At 65.4% G+C, this 24,683-nt stretch carries 25 protein-coding genes and 3 tRNA genes; 7 read left to right on the top strand and 21 right to left on the bottom strand.

What is annotated here, in order from left to right; translation table 11 throughout:
• Window position 1: 1 nt before the first annotated feature.
• The gene (gspG, locus tag dqs_RS10940; protein WP_065340489.1) at window positions 2-457 is read right to left on the bottom strand and encodes a type II secretion system major pseudopilin GspG; all 456 of its coding nucleotides are present in this window, start codon (window positions 455-457) and stop codon (window positions 2-4) included.
• Window positions 458-668: 211 nt separating this feature from the next.
• On the opposite strand from gspG, the gene dqs_RS10945 reads away from it, so the two are divergent.
• The gene (locus dqs_RS10945; RefSeq protein WP_065340490.1) at window positions 669-1,310 is read left to right on the top strand and encodes a lytic transglycosylase domain-containing protein; all 642 of its coding nucleotides are present in this window, start codon (window positions 669-671) and stop codon (window positions 1,308-1,310) included.
• Window positions 1,311-1,416: 106 nt separating this feature from the next.
• Window positions 1,417-2,934, top strand: a complete 1,518-nt coding sequence (locus dqs_RS10950; RefSeq protein WP_065340491.1) for an alkaline phosphatase PhoX — start codon at window positions 1,417-1,419, stop codon at window positions 2,932-2,934.
• Between the two features lie 80 nt (window positions 2,935-3,014).
• Here the strand turns inward: dqs_RS10950 and aptA are convergent, their stop codons facing one another.
• The 5 genes from aptA to dqs_RS10975 all read right to left on the bottom strand — a co-directional run bounded on the left by aptA (window position 3,015) and on the right by dqs_RS10975 (window position 5,722).
• On the bottom strand, window positions 3,015-4,331 hold the full coding sequence (gene aptA, locus dqs_RS10955; protein ID WP_236778678.1) for an omega-aminotransferase AptA: 1,317 nt from the start codon (window positions 4,329-4,331) through the stop codon (window positions 3,015-3,017).
• 102 nt (window positions 4,332-4,433) lie between these two features.
• Window positions 4,434-5,093 carry a hypothetical protein gene (locus dqs_RS10960; RefSeq protein ID WP_065340492.1) on the bottom strand — a complete coding sequence of 220 codons (660 nt, stop codon included), beginning with the start codon at window positions 5,091-5,093 and terminating at the stop codon, window positions 4,434-4,436.
• A 327-nt stretch (window positions 5,094-5,420) separates the two neighbouring features.
• Window positions 5,421-5,496, bottom strand: a tRNA-His gene (locus dqs_RS10965).
• 45 nt (window positions 5,497-5,541) lie between these two features.
• Window positions 5,542-5,618 (bottom strand) — tRNA-Arg (locus dqs_RS10970).
• 27 nt (window positions 5,619-5,645) lie between these two features.
• Window positions 5,646-5,722, bottom strand: a tRNA-Pro gene (locus tag dqs_RS10975).
• A 173-nt stretch (window positions 5,723-5,895) separates the two neighbouring features.
• On the opposite strand from dqs_RS10975, the gene dksA reads away from it, so the two are divergent.
• The gene (dksA, locus tag dqs_RS10980) at window positions 5,896-6,321 is read left to right on the top strand and encodes an RNA polymerase-binding protein DksA (protein WP_065340493.1); all 426 of its coding nucleotides are present in this window, start codon (window positions 5,896-5,898) and stop codon (window positions 6,319-6,321) included.
• Window positions 6,322-6,380: 59 nt separating this feature from the next.
• Here the strand turns inward: dksA and pnp are convergent, their stop codons facing one another.
• The 14 genes from pnp to dqs_RS11050 form a co-directional block, all read right to left on the bottom strand.
• The gene (pnp, locus tag dqs_RS10985; RefSeq protein WP_011765834.1) at window positions 6,381-8,480 is read right to left on the bottom strand and encodes a polyribonucleotide nucleotidyltransferase; all 2,100 of its coding nucleotides are present in this window, start codon (window positions 8,478-8,480) and stop codon (window positions 6,381-6,383) included.
• Window positions 8,481-8,676: 196 nt separating this feature from the next.
• Window positions 8,677-8,946, bottom strand: coding sequence for a 30S ribosomal protein S15 (gene rpsO / locus dqs_RS10990; RefSeq protein ID WP_011765835.1), 270 nt, complete (start codon window positions 8,944-8,946; stop codon window positions 8,677-8,679).
• Between the two features lie 93 nt (window positions 8,947-9,039).
• A complete protein-coding gene (gene truB / locus dqs_RS10995) occupies window positions 9,040-9,942 on the bottom strand; it encodes a tRNA pseudouridine(55) synthase TruB (protein WP_065340494.1) in 903 nt (300 codons plus the stop codon).
• Window positions 9,943-9,958: 16 nt separating this feature from the next.
• Window positions 9,959-10,339 (bottom strand): 30S ribosome-binding factor RbfA, encoded by a 381-nt coding sequence (rbfA, locus tag dqs_RS11000; protein WP_011765837.1) that lies wholly within the window; start codon window positions 10,337-10,339, stop codon window positions 9,959-9,961.
• Between the two features lie 3 nt (window positions 10,340-10,342).
• Window positions 10,343-13,165 (bottom strand): translation initiation factor IF-2, encoded by a 2,823-nt coding sequence (infB, locus tag dqs_RS11005; protein ID WP_011765838.1) that lies wholly within the window; start codon window positions 13,163-13,165, stop codon window positions 10,343-10,345.
• Window positions 13,166-13,178: 13 nt separating this feature from the next.
• Window positions 13,179-14,654 carry a transcription termination factor NusA gene (nusA, locus tag dqs_RS11010; protein WP_011765839.1) on the bottom strand — a complete coding sequence of 492 codons (1,476 nt, stop codon included), beginning with the start codon at window positions 14,652-14,654 and terminating at the stop codon, window positions 13,179-13,181.
• Between the two features lie 27 nt (window positions 14,655-14,681).
• The gene (gene rimP, locus dqs_RS11015; protein WP_011765840.1) at window positions 14,682-15,116 is read right to left on the bottom strand and encodes a ribosome maturation factor RimP; all 435 of its coding nucleotides are present in this window, start codon (window positions 15,114-15,116) and stop codon (window positions 14,682-14,684) included.
• Between the two features lie 223 nt (window positions 15,117-15,339).
• Entirely contained in the window at window positions 15,340-16,410 is a 1,071-nt protein-coding gene (gene rluB / locus dqs_RS11020) for a 23S rRNA pseudouridine(2605) synthase RluB (protein WP_065340495.1), read from the bottom strand.
• Window positions 16,346-16,954: an SMC-Scp complex subunit ScpB gene (scpB, locus tag dqs_RS11025; RefSeq protein ID WP_065340496.1), complete on the bottom strand. Its 609-nt coding sequence runs from the start codon at window positions 16,952-16,954 to the stop codon at window positions 16,346-16,348. Before scpB ends, rluB begins: the two co-directional genes overlap by 65 nt.
• Entirely contained in the window at window positions 16,932-17,762 is an 831-nt protein-coding gene (locus tag dqs_RS11030; protein ID WP_011765843.1) for a segregation and condensation protein A, read from the bottom strand. Before dqs_RS11030 ends, scpB begins: the two co-directional genes overlap by 23 nt.
• Before the next feature lie 25 nt (window positions 17,763-17,787).
• Entirely contained in the window at window positions 17,788-18,447 is a 660-nt protein-coding gene (locus dqs_RS11035; RefSeq protein ID WP_011765844.1) for a site-2 protease family protein, read from the bottom strand.
• A gap of 46 nt (window positions 18,448-18,493) precedes the next feature.
• Window positions 18,494-19,126 carry an L-threonylcarbamoyladenylate synthase gene (locus dqs_RS11040; protein WP_011765845.1) on the bottom strand — a complete coding sequence of 211 codons (633 nt, stop codon included), beginning with the start codon at window positions 19,124-19,126 and terminating at the stop codon, window positions 18,494-18,496.
• Between the two features lie 7 nt (window positions 19,127-19,133).
• Window positions 19,134-19,985 carry a 3',5'-nucleoside bisphosphate phosphatase gene (locus tag dqs_RS11045; protein WP_065340497.1) on the bottom strand — a complete coding sequence of 284 codons (852 nt, stop codon included), beginning with the start codon at window positions 19,983-19,985 and terminating at the stop codon, window positions 19,134-19,136.
• Window positions 19,986-19,992: 7 nt separating this feature from the next.
• Window positions 19,993-20,865, bottom strand: coding sequence for an alpha/beta fold hydrolase (locus dqs_RS11050; RefSeq protein WP_065340498.1), 873 nt, complete (start codon window positions 20,863-20,865; stop codon window positions 19,993-19,995).
• A gap of 94 nt (window positions 20,866-20,959) precedes the next feature.
• Between dqs_RS11050 and dqs_RS11055 the strand changes: the two genes are divergently transcribed.
• The 3 genes from dqs_RS11055 (at window position 20,960) to amaB (ending at window position 23,157) form a co-directional block, all read left to right on the top strand.
• Window positions 20,960-21,256 carry a DUF6156 family protein gene (locus dqs_RS11055; protein WP_065341708.1) on the top strand — a complete coding sequence of 99 codons (297 nt, stop codon included), beginning with the start codon at window positions 20,960-20,962 and terminating at the stop codon, window positions 21,254-21,256.
• 61 nt (window positions 21,257-21,317) lie between these two features.
• Window positions 21,318-21,617, top strand: a complete 300-nt coding sequence (locus dqs_RS21095; protein WP_011765849.1) for a hypothetical protein — start codon at window positions 21,318-21,320, stop codon at window positions 21,615-21,617.
• A gap of 34 nt (window positions 21,618-21,651) precedes the next feature.
• The gene (gene amaB / locus dqs_RS11065) at window positions 21,652-23,157 is read left to right on the top strand and encodes an L-piperidine-6-carboxylate dehydrogenase (RefSeq protein ID WP_065340499.1); all 1,506 of its coding nucleotides are present in this window, start codon (window positions 21,652-21,654) and stop codon (window positions 23,155-23,157) included.
• Here the strand turns inward: amaB and ylqF are convergent.
• Window positions 23,154-24,056, bottom strand: a complete 903-nt coding sequence (ylqF, locus tag dqs_RS11070; RefSeq protein WP_065340500.1) for a ribosome biogenesis GTPase YlqF — start codon at window positions 24,054-24,056, stop codon at window positions 23,154-23,156. The two genes, amaB and ylqF, sit on opposite strands and share 4 nt — an antisense overlap.
• 279 nt (window positions 24,057-24,335) lie before the next feature.
• Between ylqF and cspE the strand changes: the two genes are divergently transcribed.
• On the top strand, window positions 24,336-24,545 hold the full coding sequence (gene cspE / locus dqs_RS11075) for a transcription antiterminator/RNA stability regulator CspE (RefSeq protein ID WP_011765852.1): 210 nt from the start codon (window positions 24,336-24,338) through the stop codon (window positions 24,543-24,545).
• Window positions 24,546-24,683: the final 138 nt, after the last annotated feature.

A 24,683-nucleotide genomic window follows, 5' to 3' on the forward strand; every position in this document is an offset into this window, starting at 1 on the left:
GTCACCAGTTGGTCACGTCGGCGGCGTCGCCGTCACCGCCCGGCTGGCCGTCGGTGCCGTAGGAGAACAGGTCGTACTCGCCGTGCTCACCCGGCTGACGGTACTGATACGCCGCGCCCCAGGGGTCGGCCGGCACCGCCTTGCGCAGGTAGGGGCCGGCCCAGCGGTTCACGCCGTTCGGCGCGCTCATCAGCGCCTGCAGACCCTGTTCGGTACTGGGATAGCGGCCCACGTCCAGCCGGTACTGATCCAGCGCCTTCTCGAAGGCGTCGATCTGCGCGCGCGCCGTCTTCACTTCCGACTTGCCGATCTGAGCAAAGAAGCGGGGGCCGACGTAGCCGGCGAGCAGGCCGATGATCACCATCACGACCAGCAGTTCGAGCAGCGTGAATCCGCGCGGCGCGGCATGACGGCGGGCGGGAACGGCTTTGGCGTGAAACGGGCGGCTGCGCAGCATATGCAGGATGGCAAGGCGGGTGACAGAAGACCGTTAGGCTAAGCGGCCTATGTTTCAGCCGGTTGACGTCATATGACGTTCAACCTACGCCACCCGATGCGGGAAGACGGTTGTCACGGCACCGTCATCCGCGCCGCCTACGCTCGCCCGCGCCTGACGCCGCCTGCGGGCCATGTCGGACGCCTTCCCGCCCCCATCACCGCCACTGCCCGTGCTTCGATCCGCCCTCGCCGCCATCCTGTGCTCGCTGTCGTTTTCTGCCGTTGCGGATGGCCTCTACGGCTTCGTCGATGACGCGGGTGTGGCGCACTTCAGCGATGCGGCGAGCGACCAGCGCTACCGCCGCCTCTCACTGTCCGGGTCGCCAGCCCTGGCCGCCCCCTCACGACGCGCCGCCCCCGCGACGATCGCCCCCGCCGCGCTGCGCGACCGCGTGGTGCGCATCGCCGCTGAACACGGCATTGCCCCGGCGCTCGCCCTGGCGCTGGTGGAGGTGGAAAGCGGGTTCCGCGTCGACGCCCGTTCGCCTAAGGGGGCACTCGGGCTGATGCAGCTGATGCCCGCCACCGCGGCGCGCTACGGGGTCGGGAACCCGCTCGATGCCGATGCCAATCTGCGCGGCGGGATGCGCTACCTGTGCGACCTGTTCGCCCTCTTCGGCCGCACCGAGCTGGCGCTGGCGGCCTACAACGCCGGCGAGGGCGCGGTGGCGCGCTACGGCAACACGGTGCCGCCCTACCCCGAAACCGTGGCCTATGTGCCCCGCATCCTCGCCCGCCGCGCGGAACTCGCGCGCGACCCTGCGATAGGCCTTTCGGACTATCAGGGCCGCCATTCCACCTGCATCCGCTGAAACACCGCCCGCCTACAGTGCCGGCGCACCGGGCCCGAGCCCGGGCGACACATCCCGAATATGCGCCGCCCCGCGTGTGCGGCGCCGACCCTCACAGGAGCAGTACATGAACGACCTCGGCTTCAAAGCCTCGCGCCGCAACATGCTCAAGGGCTCCGCCAGCCTTGCCGCCGTGCCCTTCGTTTCGACCTTCGCGCTGATGACCGGACGCCAGGCCCAGGCTGCCGACTGCACCCGCCTTGCGATGATGGGTGCCAGCCCGTTCGGCCCGGTCGCCCCGGTCGCCGACCAGACCACCGGCCTGCCGCTGCTGCAACTTCCCGCCCACTTCAGCTATCGCACGATCGGCTGGCAGGACGACCTGATGAACGACGGCTTCACCTGTCCGTCGCGCTTCGACGGCATGGCCGTGGTCCAGCACCGCCGCGAAGGCCGCAGCCAGGAACTGGTGCTCGTCCGCAACCACGAAGTCGGCAACTTCTCGCGCAAGACCGGCTCCGCGCCGAGCTACGACAACGCGCTGAACGCCGCGGGCCTGCACGCTGGCGGCGGCACCACCACCTTCGTGCTGCGCGACGGCGAGGTGGTGGATGTGCGCGCCAGCCTTGCCGGCACGCTGACCAACTGCGCCGGCGGCGCCACGCCCTGGGGCACCTGGCTGAGCTGCGAGGAAACCACCGAAGACCGCACCGCCGTCGGCGGCAAGAAGCACGGCTACGTGTTCGAAGTCGATCCCGACACCTCCCGCACCACCGCCCAGCCGCTGGTGCAGATGGGCCGCTTCAAGCACGAAGCGGTGGCGATCGACCCGACCAACAACGTCTGCTACCAGACCGAAGATGCCAGCCCGGTGTCCGCGCTGTACCGCTTCGTGCCGGAAAACGACGGTGGCTACAGTGGCGCCTATGCCGACGGCGGCCGCCTGTACGCCGCCCGCATCCGCCGCATCGAGCGTTCGGGCGCCAGCACCCTGATCGAAGCCAACCAGAGCGCCTTCGCCGCGCCCTGCCTGGGCGACGAGTACCTGCTGGAGTGGGTGGAAATCGGCAACCCGGATGCGGCGCCGACCACGGTTTCCGTGCTCGGCACGACGCGCAACGTTTCGGGCACCTTCGCCCAGGCCTGGAACGCCGGCTGCGCCCGCATGCTGCGCGGTGAGGGCATCTGGTACCACGCCGGCCGCATCTACATCGTGGATACCGCCGCGGGTGGCGACGGCTGCCTGTGGGAGCTGAACCCGGCCTCCAACCGCATCAAGTGCATCTACGTCAGCAACAACCAGCTGGCCGGCAACAACCTCGACAACATCACGGTCAGCCCGCGCGGCGGCATCGTGTGCTGCGAGGACGGCGGTAACAGCCCGGACCAGTTCGGCCCGGGTTCGCGCCTGTTCGGCATCGATAACCAGGGCAGCCCGTTCATCCTGGCGAAGAACAACCTGAACTTCAGCGCCGCCCAGTATGCGGCGGTCGGCAAGAACCTGACCGCTGGTACCGGCGACCAGCGCGGTTCGGAGTTCTGCGGCGCCTGCTTCGATCCGCTGGGCCGTACGCTCTTCGTCAACATCCAGACCCCGGGGATCACCTTCGCGATCACCGGCCCCTGGGCCAAGGGCAACCTTTAAGCACTTCGCCGCCGCCAACCCGGCGGTGACGTGTTCCCTGCGGCCGCAGCCTGATGGGTTGCGGCCGCTTGCCGTTCTGCTCAGGCCGTGGCCCGCAGCGCGGCGCGCACGGTTTCGAAGATGCGTGCGAGTTCATCCTCGGTGCTGTCGAAGAACGGCGCGAATTGCAGGATGTCGCCACCATTGCGAATGACGACTCCGGCTTCGAAGCACTTCAGGAACACCTCGAATCCGCGCACTCCCAGTACCCCGTCGCGAGGCGCCAGTTCCACCCCGCCCATCAGGCCGAAGTTGCGGATATCCACCACGTTGGGTTCGTCGCGCAGGCTGTGCAAGCCCTCCTCGAACACGGGTTCGAGCGCCCGGACGCGGGCGAAGCTGTCCTCCTCGCGATAGGCACGCAGCGCCGCCAGCCCTGCCGCAGCAGCGAGCGGATGGCCCGAATAGGTGTAGCCGTGGAAGAACTCCACTGCATGCTCCGGGCCCTGCATCAGGGCATCGTAGATGTCCTGCCGCACGATGACTGCGCCCATCGGCACCACGCCGTTGGTCAGGCCCTTGGCGGTCGTGATGAGGTCGGGCGTGACGCCGAAGCGGGTCGCCGCGAACGGTGCGCCGAGCCGGCCGAACGCATTGATCACTTCATCAAAGATCAGCAGAAAGCCGTGCTGGTCGCAGATTGCGCGCAGGCGTTCCAGATACCCCACCGGCGGCACCAGGATGCCCGTGGAGCCGGCGACGGGTTCGACGATGACCGCGGCGATGGTGCTGGGGTCGTGCAGCGCGGCAAGCCGCTCCAGATCGTCGGCGAGATGAGCGCCCCAACTCGGCTGCCCACGGCTGAACGCCATGTCGGGCAGACTGAGGGTGTGACGGATGTGGTCCACCCCGGGCGTCAGCACGGCACCGAAGGCCTTGCGATTGACCGCAATCCCGCCCACGGACGTGCCGCCCAGGTTGACGCCGTGGTAGCCACGCTCCCGGCCGATCAACCGGGTGCGGTGACCCTCTCCACGCGCCCGGTGATAGGCGAGTGCGATCTTCAGCGCGGTATCCACCGATTCGGAACCGGAGTTGGTGAAGAACACTTTGTGAAGCCTTGGGGGCGCCATCGACGCCACCTCACGCGCAAGCGCGATCGCCTTGTCGTTGGTGGCCTGGAAGGTCATGCTGAAATCGAGCGTCGCCACCTGTTGCTGGACGGCTGCGACGATACCCGGGTGGGCGTGCCCCAGCCCGCAACTCCACAACCCTGAAAACCCGTCCAGCAACTCGCGCCCATCGGCGGTGGTGTAGTAGTGGCCGCGCGCGCCCGAGATGACGCGCGGCTGCTTCCAGAACGCCCGGTTCGCCGTGAAGGGCAGCCACAGGGCCTGCTCATGTTCCATGGGGTCCATCACCTCGCCTCCGTATCAAGGGGAACACAGGAACATAGACAGACACCGGCTCTGTTCGGCTTCGCCGGCACGTGACCTGGGGCGGGAACGCCGGCGGCGGGGTCAAGCCGTTCGCAATCCCTTTATGTTGTGGCGCCGCCGCGCACGAACCCACGCAAGCCACAGCGGAAAACCGACCGCCAGAGCAAGTGCCGATGGCTCCGACAGCGCCGCCGCCGACGAGAAACTGAGGTTGTCGATGTAGATGTCGCCGCGGCGGAAGTAGAACGCGCCAAGGTGGATCAGGCTGATCCCGGTCGGGCCGGAAAGCTGAACGAACTCGCGCGGGATCGGGTCCGTGCTGTTTTCCTCGAGCCCCGCCCAGCCCTCGGTCAGATGAAAATCGGCCAATCCGCCCGGCCCGAAGGCGGTCAGTGCAATCCGGTCGCCAAGGAACGCGGTCACGTACATGCTGACGGTGGTGGGCAATACGCCCACAAAGCGCAGGTAGAGATCGGGCCCCAGCAGGTCATTGAGGGCATACGGCGCACTGACGATCGGGCTCTCGGCAGGCGTGCCGAAGCTCTCGCGGATCTGCCCGCCCTCTACCAGCAGCCCGAGGCTTAGATACTGGTCCGTCACTGGCGTGTCGAGCGGCAGATCGTCGAAGGTGATGAGCACTGCCGAAGCACTGCCGCTGGCCGCGAATCCGGCCACGGCGAACGCGGTAAGAAGCGCCGCCTGCCGGAGGCTGCGGGAAACATGCTGAAGCCATGTGGTCATGTCGCCATCCTTGCTAGCTGCACCTGATGCAGCGTAGCAATGACACTCGCGTGGGCTCCAGTTTCGCAACATTTTGATGCCGAAAGCACGGCGGGCCGTTCGACGCCTGGGCAGCCTGCGTAGGGGCGAACCGAAGGCGCCCCGCCTGACGCTGCGTCGCTCGCTCACCGAACCGCGGCACCCCGCCCCCCCGGGCGTGGAAAGGCAGGCAGTGCCATGGACTGCCAGGATCATGGAGAGTGGCGTCGCGCTGATTCGCGTCCGAGGCGCCTGGCCCGGGCGGGGACGAAAAAAAACCGCCGGAGTCGGCGGTTTTTCTCTGTTACTTGGGGCGACATACCGGAATCGAACCGGTGACACCTGGAGCCACAATCCAGTGCTCTACCAACTGAGCTAATGCCGCCACTATCAGGACCCTGACAACGTCAAGGCCCGGAAAACTTTTGTCTGGCCTGCCCGGCAGGGATCGAACCTGCAACCCCCGGCTTAGAAGGCCGGTGCTCTATCCAATTGAGCTACGGGCAGATCCCGCGGGCATTTTTCGGGGTGAGCTGGTCGGGGTGGAGGGATTCGAACCCCCGACATCTTGCTCCCAAAGCAAGCGCGCTACCGGACTGCGCTACACCCCGAGAGCCGCGCACTATACAGAGACTGGTTCCGGGCGTCAAACATTCTGTTCAATTTTGAAGAATGGGGCTGTTCCCGACCCATCGGCGAATATTCGGAGCCGTGCTGCGCTTGCCCGGGATTTACGATTCTGATATTAGTTTTGTCATTATTTTCAAGGCCCAGCGTATCCGCCATGCCTGATGACATTCTCCCCAAGACCTTCCCTCCCTATGTCGCTACGGCCGGCGAGGATTACATGAGCAACCGGCAGACAGCGCACTTTCGCCGCGTGCTGGATTCGCTCAAGCAATCCCTGATCGACGACATCCAGCGCGCCGCGGATGAACTGCAAGACGAGCCCGAAGCGCTCGCAGATCCTGCGGACCGGGCTTCGGCAGAGACCGAGCTTGCTGTCGAACTGCGCAATCGCGATCGCGAGCACAAACTGATTGGGAAAATAGACGAGGCCCTCGCCCGCATCGACGCGGGTGAATACGGCTATTGTGACAACTGCGGCGTGGAGATCGGCCTGAAGCGCCTCGAGGCGCGCCCCACCGCAACGCTCTGTATCGACTGCAAGACGCTGGCGGAAATCCGGGAACGACAGGTCGCGAGCTGACGCGTCGGGGGATAAAAAAAAGGGACGCCGGAGCGTCCCTTTTTTCATTCTGCGGCCGATCAGCCCGCGTTTTCGTTCAACAGCGCCTTCATGCTGAGGCGGATCTTGCCGCGCTCATCAGTCTCGAGCACCTTCACGCGCACCGCCTGGCCTTCCTTGACGTAGTCGCCGACGTTATTGACGCGTTCGTTGGCGATCTGGGAGACGTGCAGCAGGCCGTCACGACCCGGAAGGATGTTCACGATGGCGCCAAAGTCGAGCAGACGCACCACGGTGCCTTCGTAGACCTTGCCCACCTCGACTTCCGCGGTGATGTCCTCGATGCGGGCCTTGGCCTTCTGCGCGCCTTCTGCAGAAACGGACGAGATCGTGATGCTGCCGTCGTCCTCGATCTCGATGACGGTACCGGTTTCTTCCTGCAGCGCGCGAATCACCGCACCGCCCTTGCCGATCACATCGCGGATCTTTTCCGGATTGATCTTCATGTTGAGCATGCGCGGGGCAAACTCGGACACCTCGCCGCGAGCGACGCCGAGCGCATCCTTCATCTGCTTGAGGATGTGCAGACGGCCTTCGCCGGCCTGCGCCAGCGCGACCTGCATGATTTCCTTGGTGATGCCCTGGATCTTGATGTCCATCTGCAGCGCGGTGACACCGTTTTCGGTACCGGCCACCTTGAAGTCCATGTCGCCGAGGTGGTCCTCGTCACCCAGGATGTCGGTCAGCACCGCGAAGCGGTTGCCGTCCTTGATCAGACCCATGGCGATACCGGCCACGTGGTCCTTCATCGGCACGCCGGCGTCCATCAGCGCAAGCGAGCCGCCGCACACCGACGCCATCGAGCTGGAGCCGTTCGACTCGGTAATTTCCGACACCACGCGGATGGTGTAGCTGAAATCCTCGCCCTTCGGCAGCATCGCCACCAGTGCGCGCTTGGCGAGGCGGCCATGACCGATCTCGCGGCGCTTGGTCACACCGAAACGACCGGTTTCGCCCGTGGAGAACGGCGGGAAGTTGTAGTGGAGCATGAAACGCTCCTTGTACTCCCCGGCGATGGCATCGATGATCTGTTCGTCACGGCCGGTGCCCAGCGTGGCAACAACCAGTGCCTGGGTTTCCCCACGCGTGAACAGCGCCGAGCCATGGGTACGCGGCAGCACGCCGACGCGGATGTCGATCGGGCGCACGGTGCGGGTGTCGCGGCCGTCGATGCGCGGCTCGCCGTTAAGGATGCGGCTGCGCACCGTACCGGCTTCCAGCGTGAAGAAGATGTCCTTGATCTCGTTCTCGGACGGCGCATTGTCAACGCCATCGGTCAGCGCCGCGATGGTGCGCTTGCGGATTTCGGACAGACGCTCGGTACGGGCCTGCTTGCTGGTGATGCGGAAGGCTTCTTCCACATCCGCCAGCGCCAGTTCCTTGACGCGCGCGACCAGCGCATCGTTGGCGGCCGGCGGCTGCCAGTTCCACTCGGGCTTGCCGGCGACTTCGACCAATTCGTTGATCGCGTTGATCGCAGCCTGCATCTGCTCGTGGCCGAACACCACGGCGCCCAGCATGACCTGCTCGGACAGTTCGTCGGCCTCGGATTCGACCATCAGCACCGCGCTCGCGGTACCCGCCACCACCAGGTTGAGCTTGCTGGTCTTCAACTGCTCGACGGTCGGGTTCAGCAGATACTGGCCATCCGCGTAGCCCACGCGGGCGGCACCGATCGGGCCGTCGAACGGGATGCCCGAGATCGACAGCGCAGCCGAAGCGGCGATCATCGCCGGGATGTCGGCATCGACTTCCGGGTTGAGCGACAAAACGGTGACGATCACCTGGACTTCGTTGTAGAAGCCTTCCGGAAACAGCGGACGGATCGGACGGTCGATCAGGCGCGACGTCAGCGTTTCCTTCTCGGTCGGGCGACCTTCGCGCTTGAAGAAGCCGCCGGGGATGCGGCCCGCGGCGTAGAACTTCTCGACGTAGTCGACGGTGAGCGGGAAGAAGTCCTGACCCGGCTTGGCATCCTTGGCGGCGACGACGGTCGCGAGGACAACGGTGTCATCGACATTGACGATGACGGCGCCGCCGGCCTGGCGGGCAACCTCACCGGTTTCCAGCGTGACAGTGTGGGCGCCGTAGGTGAAGGTTTTCTTGATAGCGGTAGGCAAGGGAATTCCTTTCTAGAAATGTGCAGCGAACGACAACTGCAATGGCGGCCCGATAACGGCTGGCCGCCGTGAGAACGCCGAACCCAAAACGACAGAGCCGGTGCGACCCTTTTGGGCTCGCACCGGCTCTGCTTGCTAGCCTTGCTCGACCGGCGTTGCGGCGTTCGGCGCTACGAAACGCGTCACGGATGAGCGGTTACTTGCGCAGACCCAGGCGCTCGATCAGGGCGCGGTAGCTATCCACGTTGCGGCCCTTGAGGTAGTCGAGCAGCTTGCGGCGCTGGCTGACCATCTTGAGCAGACCACGGCGGGAGTGGTGATCCTTGGCGTTGGCCTTGAAGTGGCCGGTCAGCCCATTGATGCGAGCGGTGAGCAGCGCAACCTGAACTTCCGGGGAGCCGGTGTCGCCCTGGGCGCGCTGGAAGTCGGAAACGATTTGCGCTTTAGTCGAGGTATCGAGAGCCATTGATGTCTTTACTCTATTCGTTCTGCCAATCAGAAGCGGCGGATTATAACCGCGTCACTCCGGTTTATTCAATCGAAAATATGCGCGCCAGCATCATTGCCCGGTTTGCGTAGCGATGAGCCGTTTGGGCCGCAGAGAACCGGATTGGCACTCGCCGACACCCAGAAAGCGATCGCCGCAGAAAAGGCGCACGCTGCCCTGCCCGTCTTCCGGTTTTCGCAACTCGCGTCCCTGGAGAATCGCGGCCGCTTCCGCGGGCTGCAGTTCGACTTTGGGAAAGTGCGCCACGAGCGCATCCACCGGCTCGAGCAGACCGTCCCGCATCGCCGCCGGACTCGCTTCCAGGGCTTCCAGCGTCACCGCACGAGCCGCGTCGAAATCGCCGATCGCAGTGCGCCGCAGGGCATCGAGGTGAGCGCCGCAACCCAGCGCCGCGCCGATGTCCATCGCCAGCGTGCGGATGTAGGTACCCTTGCTGCAACGGACCCGCATGCTGAAGTGCTCACCGGAGAACGCAATCAGTTCGAGGTCGTGGATTGTGACCCGCCGGACTTCCCGCTCGATCTCGATCCCGGCGCGGGCATACTCGTAGAGCGGCTTGCCGTCGCGCTTCAGCGCCGAATACATCGGCGGAAGCTGGTCGATTTCGCCGCGGAAGCGCGAGAGCACCTCTTCCAGCGCCTCACGCGTGACGGAAACCGGATGCTCCGCAACCACGTTGCCATCGGCGTCGCCGGTGTCGGTGGTGGTGCCGAGCTTCACGCCCGCCTCGTAGGTCTTGTCCGCGTCGAGCAGGATCTGGGAAAACTTCGTCGCTTCCCCGAACGTCAGCGGCAACAGCCCGCTTGCCATCGGGTCGAGCGTGCCGGTGTGACCGGCCTTGGCAGCATTCAACAAGCGCCGGGCCGTCTGCAGCGCGCCATTGCTGGTCATGCCGCTCGGCTTGTCCAGCAATAGGACGCCGTCCACGATGCGTCGCGGAATCTTGCGCTGCATGGGAAGCCTCGGAAAGCTAGTTGTCGTCGTCGCGGTGACGGATTTCGTCTTCGCGCACGGCGTCGTCGATCAGGCGGGACAACCGGCTACCCTCCTCGACCGAGCGGTCGTAGTGGAAGTGCAGCTCGGGTGTGGTGTGGATACGAACGCGGCGGCCGAGTTCGCGCCGCAGGAACCCGCTGGCGCGCCGCAAGCCCTGGAGGATCTCGGGCACGCTTTCCTCGCCCGTCATCGACGTGAAAAACACCTTCGCGTGCGCGTAGTCCGGCGAGATCTCGACATCCGTCAAGGTGATGAACCCGACGCGCGGGTCCTTCACCTCTAGCCGGATCAGCTCCGCCAGTTCGCGGCGGATCTGCTCCACCACGCGCTGGCTTCGGGAATATTCCTTAGGCATCGATTACAGGGTCCGTGCAACTTCCTTGATTTCGAAGACCTCGAGCTGATCGCCCACCTGGATGTCGTTGTAGTTCTTGAGCTGCAAACCGCACTCATAGCCGAACTTGACTTCCTTGACGTCGTCCTTGAAGCGCTTGAGCGACTCCAGCTCGCCGGTCCACACCACCGTATGGTTGCGGATGAGGCGCACCGACGAACCGCGCTTGACCAGGCCTTCGAGCACGTAGCAGCCGGCCACCGACCCCACCTTCGAGATCGTGAACACCTGGCGGATCTCGACCATACCGATGACTTCTTCGCGCTTCTCCGGCGCCAGCATGCCCGACAGCGCCGACTTCACCTCATCCACAGCGTCGTAGATGATGTTGTAGTAGCGGATATCGACGCCGAAGCTCTCGGCTAGCTTGCGCGCCCCGGCATCGGCACGGGTGTTGAAGCCGATGATGACCGCACCGGAGGCTTGCGCCAGGTTGACGTCGGATTCGCTGATCGCGCCGACCGCGCCATGGATGACATTGACGCGGACTTCGTCGTTGGACAGCTTGGCCAGCGACTGCGCCAGCGCTTCCTGCGAGCCCTGCACGTCGGCCTTGATGATGAGCGGCAGGCTCTTGACCTCGCCTTCCGCCATCTGCTCGAACATGCTCTCGAGCTTGGCCGCCTGCTGCTTGGCCAGCTTGACGTCGCGGAACTTGCCCTGACGGAACAGCGCGATTTCGCGTGCCTTCTTCTCGTCGCCGAGCACGATCGCCTCGTCGCCCGCTGCCGGAACATCGGACAGACCGAGGATTTCGACCGGAATCGACGGACCGGCTTCATCCACCGGCTTGCCGTTCTCGTCCAGCATCGCGCGGATGCGACCGAAGGTGGCGCCGACCAGCAGCACATCGCCCTTGCGCAGCGTGCCGGACTGCACCAGCAGCGATGCGACCGGACCACGGCCCTTGTCGAGACGCGCTTCCACGATCAGACCCTTGGCGGGCGCATCGACGGCGGCCGTGAGTTCCAGCACTTCAGCCTGCAGCAATACCGCTTCGAGCAGTTCGTCGACACCGGTACCGGTCTTGGCCGACACCGGCACGAACATCGTGTCGCCGCCGTACTCTTCCGGAATCACGCTTTCGCTGACCAGTTCCTGCTTGACGCGCTCGGCATTGGCTTCCGGCTTGTCGATCTTGGTGATCGCGACCACGACCGGCACACCTGCCGCCTTCGCGTGGTGGATCGCCTCGCGGGTCTGCGGCATCACGCCATCGTCCGCCGCGCACACCAGGATGACGATGTCGGTCGCCTTGGCGCCCCGGGCACGCATCGCGGTAAATGCCTCGTGACCCGGGGTGTCGAGGAAGGTAATGACACCGCGCGGCGTTTCGACGTGATAAGCGCCGATATGCTGCGTAATCCCGCCCGCCTCGCCGGCGGCAACCTTCGCGCGCCGGATGTAGTCGAGCAGCGAGGTCTTGCCGTGGTCGACGTGACCCATCACGGTCACTACCGGTGCGCGCGGCAGCAGCTCCGCGTCCTTGTGCGCATCGGTCTCTTCCAGGAAGGCATCCGGATCGTCCAGCTTGGCCGCCAGCGCCTTATGGCCCAGCTCCTCGACGACGATCATCGCGGTTTCCTGGTCCAGCACCTGGTTGATGGTCACCATGCTGCCCATCTTCATCAGGGTCTTGATGACCTCGGTGGCCTTCACCGACATCTTGTGGGCGAGGTCGGCCACCGTAATGGTTTCCGGCACATGCACTTCACGCACGATCGGTTCGGTCGGTGCCTGGAACGTCTGGCGGTCGTCCTGCTGGCGACCATGACGGCCGCCGCCCTTGGCGCCACGCCACGCGTTTCCACTGGCAGCACCGCCGACTTCGCCGCGCGTCTTGATGCCACGCCGCTTGGCGCCGTCGGCTTCGCGAGCAGGGCCGCGCTTGGCGTCCTTGCCCGCCTTGTCGTCGGCCTTGGCCGGACGGTGAAGCGTACCGGTAGGCCCGGGTGCCGGCTTCGCGGCAGGCTTGGCAGCCTCTTCCTTCTTCTGCTGCTCAGCGCGCGCCTTGGCCTCTTCGTCCAGACGGCGAGCTTCCGCAGCCGCCTTGGCAGCCGCCTCGCGCTGCTGGCGCGCCCGCAGGTCGGCCTGCTGGCGTTCGACGAGTTCGCGATGCCGGCGAGCCTCACGCTCCCGGGCAGCGATTTCCTCTTCGCTCAGCAGTTCGGTAATCGAAACCGGCCGGGCACGCGGCGCGGCGGGCTGGGCGGACTCGGGGCTTTCCGCTTCCGCGGCAACGGCTGCGGCTTCCACCGGCTCCGGTTCGGCCGCTTGCTGCACCGGCGCTTCCTCGACGACGACCGGCTCGGGTTCGGGCTCCGGCAGCGGCTCAGGCTGAACCGGCTCCGGTTCCGCCACGACTTCCACCGGCGCCGCTTCCAGTACCGGCTCGGGGGCGGCGACAGCTTCGCCAGCCGCCTCACCGGCCACGGAAAGTTCCTCTTCGAGCAAGGGCGACTCGGCCGAAGCGGCATCGCCCAGCAACTCGTCGCGTTTGACGAAGGTGCGCTTCTTGCGGACCTCGACCTGCACCGTACGGGCGCGACCGGTGGAATCCGTCGCGCGGATCTCGGTGGTCTGCTTGCGGGTCAGCGTGATCTTGCCCTTCGGCTCGCCGCCGCCGTGGGCGCGGCGCAGGTATTCGAGCAAGCGGGATTTGTCCTGCTCGGTCAGCAGGTCGGCCGCGCTGGACTTGTCGACCCCGGCGCGCTTCAACTGCTCGAGCAGCGCCGCCGCCGGCATTTTCAGTTCGCCGGCAAACTGGGTCACACTCATTTGTTCCATCAATGCCCTCCCGTTACTCTTCGAACCAATGGGCGCGAGCAACCGAGATCAGCGCCTTGGCCTGTTCCACGTCCAACCCGGCCATTTCGACCAGTTCGTCGACCGCCAGGTCGGCCAGATCGTCCCGGGTACGAATGCCCTTGCCGGCAAGTTTGGCAGCCAGCGATTTATCCATTCCGTCCAGACCCAGCAGGTCGTCGGACACGTTCTCGAGCTGCTCTTCGGTCACGATGGCTTCGGTGAGCAGCACGTTGCGTGCGCGGTTGCGCAGCTCGGTGACCGTCTCTTCGTCGAAGGCCTCGATCTCGAGCATTTCGGCGAGCGGCACGTAAGCGATTTCCTCGAGCGAGGAGAAGCCTTCGTCGATCAGGATGTCCGCGACTTCCTCGTCGACATCGAGCTTTTCCATGAACAGGCTGCGGATACCCGACTTCTCCTGCTCGCTCTTCTCGGCCGATTCCTGTTCGCTCATCAGGTTGATCGTCCAGCCGGTCAGTTCGGACGCCAGCTTGACGTTCTGGCCGTTGCGGCCGATGGCGATGGCGAGATTGCTCTCGTCGACGACCACGTCCATCGCGTGAGCCTCTTCATCGACGACGATGGAGACCACCTCCGCCGGCTGCAGCGCCGCGATCACGAACTGCGCAGGATCGGCTGCCCACACGATGATGTCGATCTGCTCGCCGCCGATCTCGTTGCGCACTGCGGTGACGCGCGAACCGCGCAGTCCCACGCAGGTGCCGATCGGGTCGATACGCTGGTCGTTCGACTTGACGGCAATCTTGGCGCGCAAACCGGGGTCGCGGGCGCAGGCCTTGATCTCGAGCAGGCCGTCCTCGATCTCCGGGACTTCCAGCTCGAACAGTTTCATCAGGAATTCCGGCGCGGTGCGCGACAGAATCAGCTGCGGGCCGCGCGCGCCGCGGTCGATCTTGAGCAGGAACGCCTTCACACGGTCGCCAACGCGCAGGTTCTCGCGCGGGATCTGCTGATCGCGCGGCAGCACCGCTTCGAGACGGCCGACTTCGATGATCGCGTTACCGCGCTCCATGCGCTTGATGGAGCCGGAGACGAGGAATTCCTTGCGGTCGAGGAAGTCGTTCAGCACCTGCTCGCGCTCGGCGTCGCGGATGCGCTGCAGGATGACCTGCTTGGCCGCCTGGGCGCCAATACGGCCGAAATCGATGGGCTCCAGCGGCTCTTCGATGTATTCGCCAAGCTGGATCTTCGAATCGAGTTCGCGCGCATCGATGATGCCCATTTCGGCCTCGTCGTTCGTGACCTCTTCGTCCGGCATGACGATCCAGCGGCGGAAGGATTCGTAATCGCCCGTTTCGCGATCGATCGAAACCCGCACGTCGGCCTCGTCGTGGATACGCTTCTTGGTCGCGGAGGCGAGCGCCGATTCGAGGGCGCCAAAGACGATATCCTTGGCGACGTTCTTTTCACGCGCCAGTGCATCCACAAGCAGCAGAATTTCGCGGCTCATTTCAGGAAAACCTCCACATCCAGAGTCTTAGAATTTTGGAACAAGGCGGGCCTTTTCGATTTCTTCAAACGGAGCAAGCAGCTCCCCTTTTTCGGTAAGCAGGACGACGCTGGATTCACGCACGCCCTGCAGCACGCCCACGAAATTGCGTTGATTGCCAATGGGCAGCGAAAGGCGCAATTGGATTTCCTGGCCCGCGAAGCGTTCGAAATCGGCCAGCTTCTTGAGGGGGCGGTCGAGTCCGGGCGAGGACACTTCGAGGCGGTCGTAATCGACATTCTCGACTTCGAAAACGCGCGTCAGCTGATTGCTGACGGTGGCGCAGTCATCAACCGTGACACCGCGCTCGATGTCGATGAACACGCGCAGCAGCCGGCCCTTGGGGGAGAGTTCGAAATCCACCAACTCGTATCCCAGCCCACTGACCACCTGCTCGACAAGATTTTCGACGCCTGCCTGCATTCCCACCATCCACGCCCACAAATAAAAAATGGGCGAAACGCCCATTCCTGTTGACCACAACCGGAGTGACACAGCCGCCCCGCCCTTTCGCCCCGCATTGTGCGGATTGCATGGCATCAGGGGTCGGCGCCTGTCAAAGCCTTTGAAGTATAGCGTCAAAACGCCCAGCCGGGCAAACCGCCCGGAAAGGACGGCGGCCCGGCGCATGGCTCGGCAAGGGTGTTCAGCGTTCGTGCGGGAGGGTGTGATGCAAGCGCGGCGCCTTCTCCCGACGCGCCCCTCGCGCCGACGGATCGACGCGCGGCGGCGGCAGTCCGGCAAGCGCGCACACATCCGCTTCGGGCAACTCCATCCACATTCCCCGCTTCAGACGGGCCGGCAGTTCCACCGGGCCGTAACGGACGCGCATCAGCCGGCTCACGGTCAGGCCCACTGCCTCGAACATGCGGCGCACCTCACGGTTACGACCTTCCGCCAAGGTGACGCGATACCAGTGATTGACCCCTTCGCCTCCGGCATCGACGAGCGACAGGAAACGCGCCGGGCCGTCTTCGAGCTGAATACCATCCACCAGCGACTGCCCCTGCTCCTCGGTCAGCTGACCCAGCAGCCGCACTGCGTACTCGCGCGTCAGCTCGTAACGCGGGTGCATCAGCCGGTTGGCCAGATCGCCGTCGTTGGTAAACAGCAGCAAACCCGAGGTATTGAAGTCGAGGCGTCCGACCGCAAGCCAGCGCCCCTTGCGCAACAGCGGAAGGCGTTCGAATACCGTCGGCCGGCCCTCCGGGTCGTCGCGCGACACAATCTCGCCTTCCGGCTTGTGGTAGACCAGCACGCGGGGCGAGCGCTGGGAGAAGCGCAGCGGAATCAACTTGCCGTTGAGCTTGACCCGGTCGCCCGGGCCAATCTTCTGCCCCAGCGACGCAGGCAGCCCATTGACGGAAATCCGCCCGGCGACCACCAGCTCCTCGATCTCGCGGCGCGAGGCGACGCCGGCTTGGGCAAGTACCTTCTGCAAGCGCTCGGGTTCGGCAAAAGTGGGGGCGGCAGGCGCGGGACGTCGCTCACCGCGGCGCGCGGACTCACCGGCATCCTGCGGGCTGCCGAGCGCCGATCGGTGCGCGTCCGGGCGCCGTTGCGGATCATCGCTGACCTGCTCTGGCGCGCGCCGGCGCGGTTCGCCGCGTACGGCGGCGGGCGCACCGGCCCGGCGCGTGTCGGCCGCGCCCTCAGGCCCCCGGCTCTTCTTCTGGGGCGGGCGCAGCGGGCGATTCGATTTGCGAGGTGTCGACAAGGTCCATGATCCTTTCGATTTCGGCCAGCGCAGGCAGCTCGGTGAGGCTGCGCAGGCCCATGTCGTCCAGGAAGCGGCGGGTGGTCGCGAACAATGCCGGCCGACCCGGGGTGTCGCGATGGCCGACGATATCGACCCAGCCGCGAGCTTCCAGTGTTTTCAATACGTTGGCGGAAACCGCCACGCCGCGAATATCTTCGATGTCACCCCGGGTGACGGGTTGACGGTAGGCGATGATCGCGAGCGTTTCCATCACCGCCCTGGAATACCGGGGCGGCCTTTCATCCTTCAGCCGGTCGAGGTAAGACTGGCAGTCCGGCCGGGTCTGGAAGCGCCAGCCGCTGGCGAGCAGCACCAGTTCGACACCACGATCGGCGGCGGACCAGTCGGCGCGCAACTCCTCCACCAGGCGGCGTACGACATCCGGCCCCGGGTCCTCATCGAACAGGCGACGCAGGGTGCCAACCGGCAGCGGCGCAGTCGCCGCGAGCAAGGCTGCCTCGATGATGCGCTTGTACCGCTCAGGCGTCGACGCAGGTTCCATCTGCCAGCTTCACGTAAATAGGCGCGAAGGCCTCGTTCTGCGTCACTTCGACCAGTTTCTCCTTGACCAGCTCGAGCACGGCCAGGAACGACACCACCAGCCCGGGCGTACCGAGGGCAAGGTCGAAAAGGCGCTCGAAGGCCACGAACTCGCCGTCGCCCAGCATACGCAGGATGGCGGTCATGTGTTCGCGCACCGACAGCTGTTCGCGCCCTACGCGATGGTGCTGGGTCAACTTCGCCTTCTTCATGATCCGGAGCCAGGCGACCTGCAGATCATGCAGGCTGACCTCCGGCTGGCGCTCCACCACCTTTTCCGCAACGAACACCCCGACCCACTCGAAGTCGCGCTCAGCGCGCGGGAGCAGATCGAGGCGGCCCGCGGCGAGTTTCATCTGCTCGTACTCAAGCAACCGGCGCACCAGCTCGGCGCGCGGGTCTTCCTCGTCCTCATGTTCGCGCGGGGGGCGCGGCAGCAGCATGCGCGACTTGATTTCGAGCAGCATCGCCGCCATCAGCAGGTATTCCGCCGCGAGTTCGAGATTGCTGGCCCGCATCGCCTCGACATACTCGAGATATTGCGCCGTCAGTGGCGCCATCGGGATATCGAGCACGTTGAGATTGGCCTTGCGAATCAGGTAAAGCAGCAAGTCCAGCGGCCCCTCGAAGGCTTCCAGGAAAACCTGAAGCGCGTCAGGCGGAATGTACAGATCCTTCGGCAGCTCGAGCATCGGTTCGCCGTACAGGCGAGCGACGGCTTCGATATCGCCGAGCTGTTCTACCGGCGCGAGGTCGAGAGGCAGATTCATGGTTGCGCAGTCGGACGATGCCGGCTCAGAGCCCGATCAGCGACGCGAGCAAGAAACGGAAGCCCGCGACAAAGGGCCACAGCACCGTGCCCAGCAGCCCGGTCGCCAGCAGCAACAGCAGGATCGGGAAGCCGAAGGGCTCGAGCCGCGCGTACGACCAGGCGAGCCGGCCAGGCAGCAGGCTGACGGCAATGCGCCCGCCATCGAGCGGCGGGATCGGCAGCAGGTTGAGCACCATCAGCACGGTATTGATCTGCATGCCCGCGTCCGCCATCTTCATCATCGGCACCGTGTACGTGCCGTGCGGCATGCCCGCCGCTAGCTTGAACAACACGGCCCACCCCAATGCCATCAGCAGGTTCACAAAAGGCCCTGCTGCGGCCACCCACAGCATGTCCGCCTTGGGGCGGCGCAGACGGCCGAAATCGACAGGCACCGGTTTGGCCCAACCGAACAGAATGCCGCCCCCCGCCAGGAACGTGCTCGCCGCAAGAATCGCGATCGGCACCAGTACCGTGCCGACCGGGTCGATGTGCTTGAGCGGATTGAGCGTGATGCGCCCGGCCAGGTGCGCCGTCGGATCGCCGAAATAGCGCGCGACATAGCCGTGCGCGGCTTCGTGCAGCGTGATGGCAAGCAGCACGGGCAACGCCCAGATGGCAAGCGTGGGGATCAGCGAATCCATGGGTGGGCGCGTAGGAAAGCGCGCGATTCTAGCAGAGGGCGTCCAATCAGGGCGCCTCCAGGCCAAGCGGTGCAAGCTCGCCGCGGCCAGCGCGCACCAGTACCGGCACGCCGGAGGTGAGATCGACCACGGTGGTCGCCTCCGGACCGCAGAAGCCGGCTTCGATCACCAGATCGACCTGCTTTTCCAGCCGGTCGCGAATCTCCTCCGGGTCGGTCAGGGGCAGATCTTCGTCGGGCAGCAGCAGCGTCGAAGACAGAAGCGGCTCGCCGAGCTCGGCCAGCAGCGCGGAAACCACCGCATGTTCGGGAATCCGCAGGCCGATCGTCTTGCGTTTCGGATGCAGCACACGCCGCGGCAACTCGCGGGTGCCTTCGAGAATGAAAGTGTACGCACCGGGCGTCACCGCCTTCAGCAAACGGTACTGGCTGTTGTCGACCCTCGCGTAGGTTGCAATCTCCGACAGGTCGCGGCACAGCAGCGTGAATTGGTGACGCTCGTCCACCCCGCGGATGCGGCGTATCCGCTCCAGCAGCGGCGCATCGCCGGTGTGGCCGCCCAGTGCGTAGGCAGAGTCGGTGGGAAAGGCGACAAGGCCGCCGCCGCGGATGATCTCCGCGGCCTGACGGATGAGGCGCGGTTGTGGTTGGTCGGGGTGCAGGGAAAAGAACTGGGCCATGATGGGGTCAGGATGGAATCAGCCGGGACCAGACCGGTACGAGGTCGGGCGGCAGTGGTGGGCAGCGGCCGACGTCCACCGGGCTTTCGGTGTCACCGTGGAAATCGGAAGCACGGGAGGCCAACAACCCATGCACGCGTGCCGTGTGGGCAAATCGACGGGTTTCATCGTCGTTATGCGCGCCCGACACCACTTCCACGGCCTCGCCGCCCGCCGCGACGAAACGCTCGAACAAGCGCTGCATGTTGGCCGATGACAGCCGGTAGCGGGCAGGATGCGCGACCACCGCGACGCCACCCGCCGCACGAATCCAGCCGACCGCGTCCTCGAGGACGGCCCATTCGTGCTCCACAAAACCGGGCTTGCCGCGCACGAGGTAGTGGTCGAACACGGTCTTCACGTCCGGCATCAAGCCGATGGCCACCATGTGACGGGCAAAGTGCGCACGACCGACGAGGTTCGGGTTGCGGGCAAAGCGGCGTGCGCCTTCCAGCGCGCCGCGGATGCCGACGCGCGCCAGCTCTTCGGCCATCACGCGGGCGCGCGCGTCGCGGCCGCTGCGCACTTGCTGCAGCCCGCCGCGCAGCGCGGCGTTGGCCGGGTCGACGCCGAGGCCGACGATGTGGATGGTTTCACCGGCGAAGGAGACGGATATCTCGACCCCCGGCACGAAGCCGAGACCGAGCGCTGCGGCCGTTGCGCCCGCCGCAGCGAGTCCGCCCAATTCGTCGTGATCCGTCAGCGCGAGCAGGTCGGCGCCGTTGCGATGAGCGCGGCCCACCACTTCCTCGGGCGACAACCAGCCATCCGACACGGTGGAGTGGCAGTGCAGATCGACGTTCAGGCCGTGGATATCCATGACGGTTCTACTCCGACTGAACAAGGAAGGCCTCGATCGCGGCAGCCACCTGTCCCGGCTGGTCGTGATGAAGGTTGTGGCCGGCATCGTCGATCCGGACGAGGCGGAAATCGCGGAAGCAGGCCTGCGCCGAGGCGTGGATATCGTCGCTTACACCGACACGGTGCCGCAGCGCGGCATCGGCCGGCTCGATCCACATGACCGGCGCGGTCGCGCGGCGCCAGCATGCCTCCGACTCGCCACGGCGATACAACACAGGGCTGATCCGGCGATGCGCGGGATCAGCCGCCCAGCGCACCGATCCGTCTGCCGCGCCTTCGCCTAGTTGGCGGGCAAGCCAGGCTGCGCGCTCGGGAGCGAGCCGGGGATTCTCCGCACGAAGGCGTTCGGCCAGCGCCTCGAAATCGGGGTAATCGCGAAAGCCGCTGGCCCGCTCCAGTTGCGCCAGCCACTTCTCGTAGCGCCCCGGGGCCTCGTCCGCCGCGTGATCCGCCAGCCCGAAGGCGTCGAGTGCCACCAGGCGATCAACGCGCGCGGGGCGAACGCCTGCATAAAGGCAGGCGACGTTGCCCCCCATGCTGTGGCCCACCAGCCGGGCCGGCCGGTCTGGCTCTTCCATTCTCAGCAAGGCGTCGAGGTCGGCGAGGTAATCCGGGAACCAATAGGTATCGCCGCCGCGCGCGGACGCGCCGAAGCCGCGCCAGTCCGGCGCGATGACATGCCAATCGCGCTCGAACGCGTCGACCACGAACTGGAACGACGCCGAGACATCCATCCAGCCATGAAGCATGAACACACGCGGCGCGCCCGGCGTACCCCATTCGCGCAAGTGGTAGCGCAGGCCACGGACATCGACGAATCTGCTGCGGCAAGGTTTCATCCGGGGATGATAGCAAACGCACCGCAACATCCTTCATGACCCTGCTCTCGTGTGCGATCATCGCGCGCTCTATAACCACATCCAGAGCATGGTCATGAGCACCGCTGAAACCATCACGCGTTACTTCGTCACCTACAGCGGCGTCAAGCTGCCCTTCAAGCTGGTGAACGAGCTTGGAGATAGCGAGCTCGACAACCGCAACACCTTTTTCCGCGGCTATTTCGATGCGGAAGGCCGTCTTACCGGCTTCGACAAGATGGTGTACGGCGAACTCGAACTCGCGCATCGCTACACCTATCACGCCAACGGGGCGCTGCAGCACGCCGAAATCACCGATGCCGACGACGAACTGACCGTGCTCGACTTCGACGAAACGGGCCAGCCCACCTGACCCGCTCCCGAGGTCCGGTGCGCGGGGATATCATCGGCGGCATTCCCGATGGCCGCCGTCCATGTCTTGCCTCCCGCCGTCCACCTCACCTGCCGCGCAGCCGCAGGAGCCTCCCAAGGGCGAGTTGCGCCGCTGCCCCACCTGCAACCGCTGGGGCGGCGTGCGCCGCCTGGCGGATGACGGCCACAGCGTGGAACTCGACCCCGTACATCCAAAAGGGCCGTGCCAGGAAGGCCCGTGGCACGGCTCGCTGCGCGGCCCGCGCAACGCCTGCGGCCAGTGGCTGCAGTGGTCTGCGATCGTGACCGCACCCGCCGACGCTTCCGCTCCCTCGGCCGAAACGAAAGCGCCGCCCCGGTAGTCCACCGCACATCCGTCGTTGCCGGAGTGCTGCCGTGGACGCCACCTCCCTGCTCATCCGTTTCGGACTTTCGCCAGAGACGTTGCATGGCGGCGAACTGGAAGTCCGCTCGCCCATCGACGGCCGCACCATTGCGCAATTGCGCCCCGCATCGCATCGCGAAACCGATGCAGCGATAGGGCGTGCGCACGAGGCCTGGCTCGAATGGCGCACGGCTCCAGCGCCGGCCCGGGGCACGCTGGTGCGCCACTACGCGGATGCCTTGCGCCGCCACAAGACGGCCCTGGCCGAGCTGATTACGCTGGAAAGCGGCAAGATCCGGCAGGAATCCCTCGGTGAAGTGCAGGAAATGATCGACATCTGCGATTTCGCCGCCGGCCTGTCCCGCCAGTTGCATGGTCTCACCATCGCGAGCGAACGCCCCGGACATCGGCTGCAGGAACTCTGGCATCCGGCCGGCGTCGTCGGCGTAATCAGCGCGTTCAATTTTCCTGCTGCCGTCTGGGCCTGGAACGCCGCGCTCGCCTGGGTGTGCGGTGACACGGTGATCTGGAAACCTTCACCGCGCACGCCACTCACGGCGCTGGCCTGCGCCTCCTTGTTCAATGACGCCTGCGCGACCCACAGCCAAGGGTGCGAGGGACTGCTCGAAGTCCTGATCGGGGGCAACGAACCGGCTCGACAACTCGCAGCCGACCGGCGTGTTGCCGTCCTGTCCGCGACGGGCTCAACCGCGATGGGACGCGAAATCGCACCTGTCGTCGCGTCGCGATTCGGCCGCAGCATTCTCGAACTCGGGGGTAACAACGCCGCGATCGTGACGCCCAGCGCCGATCTCGACCTGACCGAGCGCGCGGTGCTGTTCGCCGCCGCGGGAACCGCCGGCCAGCGCTGCACGACGCTGCGCCGCCTGATCGTGCACGAACACATCCACGACACCCTCCTCGCCCGCTTGCAGGCGGCATGGGCGCAGTTGCGGATCGGTAATCCGATGGAGCCGGACGTGCTCGTCGGCCCACTGATCGACGCCTCGGCAGGTGAAGCGATGACGGCCGCGCTGGCGGAAGCGGAAGCCGAGGGAGGCCGCGTATTCGGAGGCGAGGCATACGCGGTGCCGGGTCTGGGCAGTGGGTGTTATCGCCGTCCCGCCCTCGTGGCAATGCCCGCGCAGACGCCGGTGGTGATGCGCGAGACCTTCGCGCCGATACTCTATGTGCTGCGCTACCGAACGCTGGAAGACGCCATCGAGATGAACAATGCGGTCCCGCAGGGTCTCGCCTCCGCCATCTTCACGCGCGACCTGGGCGAGGCCGAAGCATTCATCTCCGCGAGCGGAAGCGACTGCGGAATCGTCAACGTCAACACCGGCCCTTCCGGTGCGGAAATCGGCGGCGCCTTTGGCGGCGAAAAGGACACCGGGGGCGGGCGTGAAGCCGGGTCGGACGTGTGGAAGACCTACATGCGGCGCGCCACCTGCACCATCAATGGTAGTGGCAGCCTTCCGCTGGCACAGGGAATCCGGTTCGGCCCGGCCCGTTAACCCTGATCGTCGTCCGCCGGCGCCTCTGCGGCTGCAGCTGCGGCATCGGCCAGCATCCGGGCGCGGGTATCCGGCGTTTCAAGACTGATCCGGCCGAGTGCGCCGCTCCGGTAGTCGGTCAGCAGTACCTGTGCCGCCTTTTCCAGGTCCAGCCCGCCGCCCTTCGTGCGGCATCCCCGGCGCAGCCCCACCGCCTCGACCACACCGGGGCCATCCATTTGCGCGGGATCGATCTTGTAGCGCGCCTGCAGCAGCGCCGGGTAGCGCACCAGCAGGATGCCCGCCAGGAAGGCCGCCACCTCTTCGTCGATGACCGCGTTGCGGCCGATGGCGTGGCTGGCGGCAAGCATGAAACCGTCCGCGTCATGCTCGATCTTCGGCCACATCAGGCCCGGCGTGTCGGTCAGGGTCATGCCGGGGCCGAGGTCCAGCGTCTGCAACTGCTTCGTCACCGCGGGCTCGTCACCCACCGCCGCCACCTTACGCTTGAGCAGCGCGTTCATGATGGTGGATTTGCCGACGTTCGGAATGCCCATGATCATCATGCGCAGCGGCTTCGTGCCGTCATCGCGGTGTGGCGCCAGCATGCGGCACAGCGCCGGAATGCGTGCGACATCCGCCGGCTTCTTGGCCGATATGGCGACGGCCTTGACGTTCGGCTGGCGATTGTAGAAATCCATCCATGCCTTGGTCGCCGCCGGATCGGCCAGATCCACCTTGTTCAGCAGCTTCAGGCAGGGCCGGTTCCGGAACCGGCGCAACTCACCAATCATCGGGTTGCTGCTGGCTTCGGGCAGGCGGGCATCGGTCACTTCGATCACGACGTCGATCGCGGCGAGCATTTCGGCCGCTTTCTTCCGCGCGGAATTCATGTGACCGGGGAACCACTGAATGGGCATTGTTCGTCCAGACGTACTTGGGGTCCGCCATTATCCATCGCGCGGCGAAACCGAGCGAAACCTGGCGAGACAAATAAATCACCTTGGCGTGATGAAACCGTGTATCGTGCCCCCTGCAGTCGATTCAAGCAGTGGATGTCCTGGTGGTTTCTTCTCCGCGTGTTCGCTCCGCGATAAATTCCGGTTCCGAACCTTCCGGTCTGATTCCCTCGATACGTTTCTTGATCGCTCCTGCACGTTGGGGCGCAAGCCTTATTTTCATATCATCGGAACGAAAAAATGAGCACTCAAACCGGTACCGTCAAATGGTTCAACGACGCCAAGGGCTTCGGCTTCATCACCCCGGAAAACGGCGGTGACGACCTGTTCGCCCATTTCAGCGAAATCCAAAGCAGCGGCTTCAAGTCGCTCGCTGAAAACCAGCGCGTCGAATTCGAAGTCAAGTCGGGCCCCAAGGGTCTGCAAGCGGCGAAGATTCGCCCGCTCTGATCCGGCTTTCCGCCGTATCTGACAAAACGCGGCCTTGTGCCGCGTTTTTCATTTTCCGTCACCCGGAACGCCGCCTGCCGATTTCCCCAATGCAACCGGGGCAATCAAAGGGCGATACTTCCAACTCGTCGTCCGCCG

Origin of the sequence: Azoarcus olearius, assembly GCF_001682385.1 — a bacterium.
In the GTDB taxonomy this organism is placed as follows: domain Bacteria; phylum Pseudomonadota; class Gammaproteobacteria; order Burkholderiales; family Rhodocyclaceae; genus Azoarcus; species Azoarcus olearius.